The organism is Sinimarinibacterium thermocellulolyticum (genome assembly GCF_040327995.1).
GTDB lineage: Bacteria > Pseudomonadota > Gammaproteobacteria > Nevskiales > Nevskiaceae > Solimonas > Solimonas thermocellulolyticum.
The window spans coordinates 1-2,737 of sequence record NZ_JBEPIJ010000041.1; the positions used below are offsets into that span (position 1 = coordinate 1).

Genomic DNA, 2,737 nt, shown 5'->3' on the forward strand with positions numbered 1-2,737 from the left:
GCACGACTACAACCACGAGATCCCGCACGAGTCACTACGCGATCTCACGCCCGTCGAATACCGACTTCACCACCACCCCGAGACCTCTAGTAATCCGTGGCACTAAACTGGGGGAGGCGACAGATTCCTCGAAATCGATGTCGATGCTTTCGTGCGCATGCAACAGCTGCTCGCCGGCTCGGTGGTCGCGGGCCACAAGTACGCCGCGCGCCAGTTCCGCGCGCAGGGGACGGGTGGCGTCATTCTGTCGACGACCAGCGTTGCGGGGCTGCTCGGCGGCTACAGCAATCTCAGCTACACCGCGGCGAAGCATGCGATCGTCGGGCTGGTCCGTGCGGCGGCCTTTGAGCTGGCGCCGCTGGGTATCCGTTCCAACGCGATCGCGCCGGGGGTGACCGTTAGTCCAATCATGGCGAGCAGTTTCGGTATCCTCGCAGAACGCACTGGCGCATTCCTGGATTTCGTCTCACGGCGCTGCGCCGGCCTGCAACCGATTGGGCGTCCGGGAAGCCCGCTGGACATCGCCCACGCGGCGTTGTTTCTGGCCAGCGACGAGGCGGCGTGGATAACCGGCATCACGCTGCCGGTCGATGGTGGCGGCACCGCGGTGACGCATTGCGACCCGACTAACGTCGTCGCCGCTGCTGCCCAGGCCTTTTTGCAGGGAGCCGCAGACGTCCAAGCCGGATCGTGTGCCAAGATATGACGTTACCCTTCGAACTGATTGTTGGCCGGTGGTGTTCGCGGACGACGGTTGTCGAGCCGCCATGGCCAGCCGTTGGGCGGCGGAGGCGATCATTTTGGTGTTGTTCTTCTGGCTCATCTCCGGCTTGCGTTCGGGTGTATGGGCAGGCTCGAGTTTGGGCGGGGTCGTGCCATCAAGGCCGTCGACGAAGTCGCGCATGCAGTGCCGCGCATGCACTGCCATGCTGATCAGGAGCACGAGCAACTTGCTCCGGATCGGCTGGCGAAGCGCGTCGGCGACTCGCACGGTGGAGCCGTGATTGTGCTGGTGTGAGGGTGGGTTTCGTCACGGCCCTGGTTCACCCTCGTTGCGCTGGGTTGTTCCGATGACACGGTCGCGGTTCTCGCGCGACGCTTTCTGACGCGACAGCGCCGGCGGCTTTCCCCATAATCGGGCCGGGCCGCGAGGTCCGCTGATGGGGCGAAGCGCCGCGTGCAAGACGGCGGCGCACTCGAAGTCCGCAGGTTTGAGCATGAGAGTCGACACCCAGGGGCAGGGCCGTGTCCGGGCAATCCATTCGCGCCGCTGGCGGTCGCGCGCGGCCGTCTGCGTGCTGCTCGCGTGCGCGCCGACAACATTCGCGCAGACCGGCGATGGCGATCTGCTCGCCGTGTGCAACGACGCCCTACAGAACAACGCCGGCTATCGCGCCGCGCGTGCCGAGTACCAGGCCGCGCGCGAGCTGCTGCCGCAGGCGCAGGGCAAGCTGCTGCCGCAACTCGGCCTGCGCGCGCAGTACGACTGGTTGCACGAGCACATCACCGGCGATTACTTCGGGGTCATCGGAATCGATCGCGAGGATCACTTCGATCAATCGTCGTATGGCGTGCGTCTGACGCAGGCGCTGTATCGGCCGGATGCCGTGCTGGCCAAGCAACAAGCGGCACTGCGTGTACAGCAGGCGGAACTGAAACTGCGCGCCGCGCAGGATCAGTTGCTGCTCGAGGTCGCCGAGGCCTATTTCACGGCGCTCGCCGCCGAGGATGCGCTGCGTTTTGCGCGTGCCGAGACGCTGGCGCTACGTGAACAGCTGGCGCAGGTGCGCTCGCGCGAGGCGGCAGGATTGGCGATCGATGCCCACGTCAAGGCCGCGCAGGCGCAGCTTCAGCTCGCGCTCGCCCGCGAGACCGAGGCCGTCGATGCGATCGCCAACGCCCTGACCCGACTCGAAGCCCTCGCCGGCCGGCCCTATTCGCGGCTGCGGGGACTGCCGCCCAACCTGACGCTGCTGCCGCCGCAGCCGGCGGATGTCGAGGTCTGGACCGCCCGCGCCGAGCGTGACAATCCGTGGATCCGGTTGCAGCATCTGGGTGTGGATCTCGCCGCGCTGGGGCACGAGCGCGCGCGCAAGGCCGAGTGGCCGGTGCTCGATCTTTTGGCCGATGCCTTCCGCCTCGATGCCGGCGGTGGTGCCGCCGGCGAACGCGACGAGGATCAGACCCGCATCGGCGTCGTGATGACGCTGCCGTTGTATGCCGGCGGGCAGGTCGAGGCGACGAAGCGGCAGACGCTGGCGCTGCAAAGCCAAGCCGCTGCCGAGCTCGATGACGTGCGTGCACGCGTCCTGCGCGACACCCGCATTGCCTATCGCAACAGCGCTTCCGGTTTGCTGCGCGTAGAAGCGCACAAGCGCGCCCTCGACGCGGCGATCGCCGCGGAAGCCTCGACGCGCGGCGGATTCGAGGCCGGCACCTTGTCGAACACCGATCTTCTGACCGCGATCGAACGCCGCTACGAGGCGGAGCGCGACCACGCCAACGCGCGCTATCGGTTCCTGATGGCCTCTCTGCGGCTCAAGTCGCTGGCCGGCAATCTGCTGGTCGCGGACCTGGCGCAGATCAACCGCGTCCTCGAGGCGCCGGGGCCGCCTTAGCCCGGATCCGTCACCAGCGAGCCGATAGACGCGCCTGGAGCACGGGCGGAGGCTTTCTGGTTTCGGAATGACCAATTTGACGACACGGTGAGGGTATTTTCGGCGCTTTGGACGCAGCT

General features: G+C 66.9%; 2 protein-coding genes and 1 pseudogene. All 3 read left to right on the plus strand.

What is annotated here, in order from left to right; translation table 11 throughout:
* Positions 1-130: 130 nt before the first annotated feature.
* A pseudogene (locus ABSH63_RS15655) lies at positions 131-706 on the plus strand (SDR family NAD(P)-dependent oxidoreductase); the annotation flags it as partial.
* 138 nt (positions 707-844) lie between these two features.
* Positions 845-1,018 (plus strand): hypothetical protein, encoded by a 174-nt coding sequence (locus ABSH63_RS15660; RefSeq protein ID WP_352891037.1) that lies wholly within the window; start codon positions 845-847, stop codon positions 1,016-1,018.
* A 199-nt stretch (positions 1,019-1,217) separates the two neighbouring features.
* On the plus strand, positions 1,218-2,618 hold the full coding sequence (locus ABSH63_RS15665; RefSeq protein ID WP_352891039.1) for a TolC family outer membrane protein: 1,401 nt from the start codon (positions 1,218-1,220) through the stop codon (positions 2,616-2,618).
* Positions 2,619-2,737: the final 119 nt, after the last annotated feature.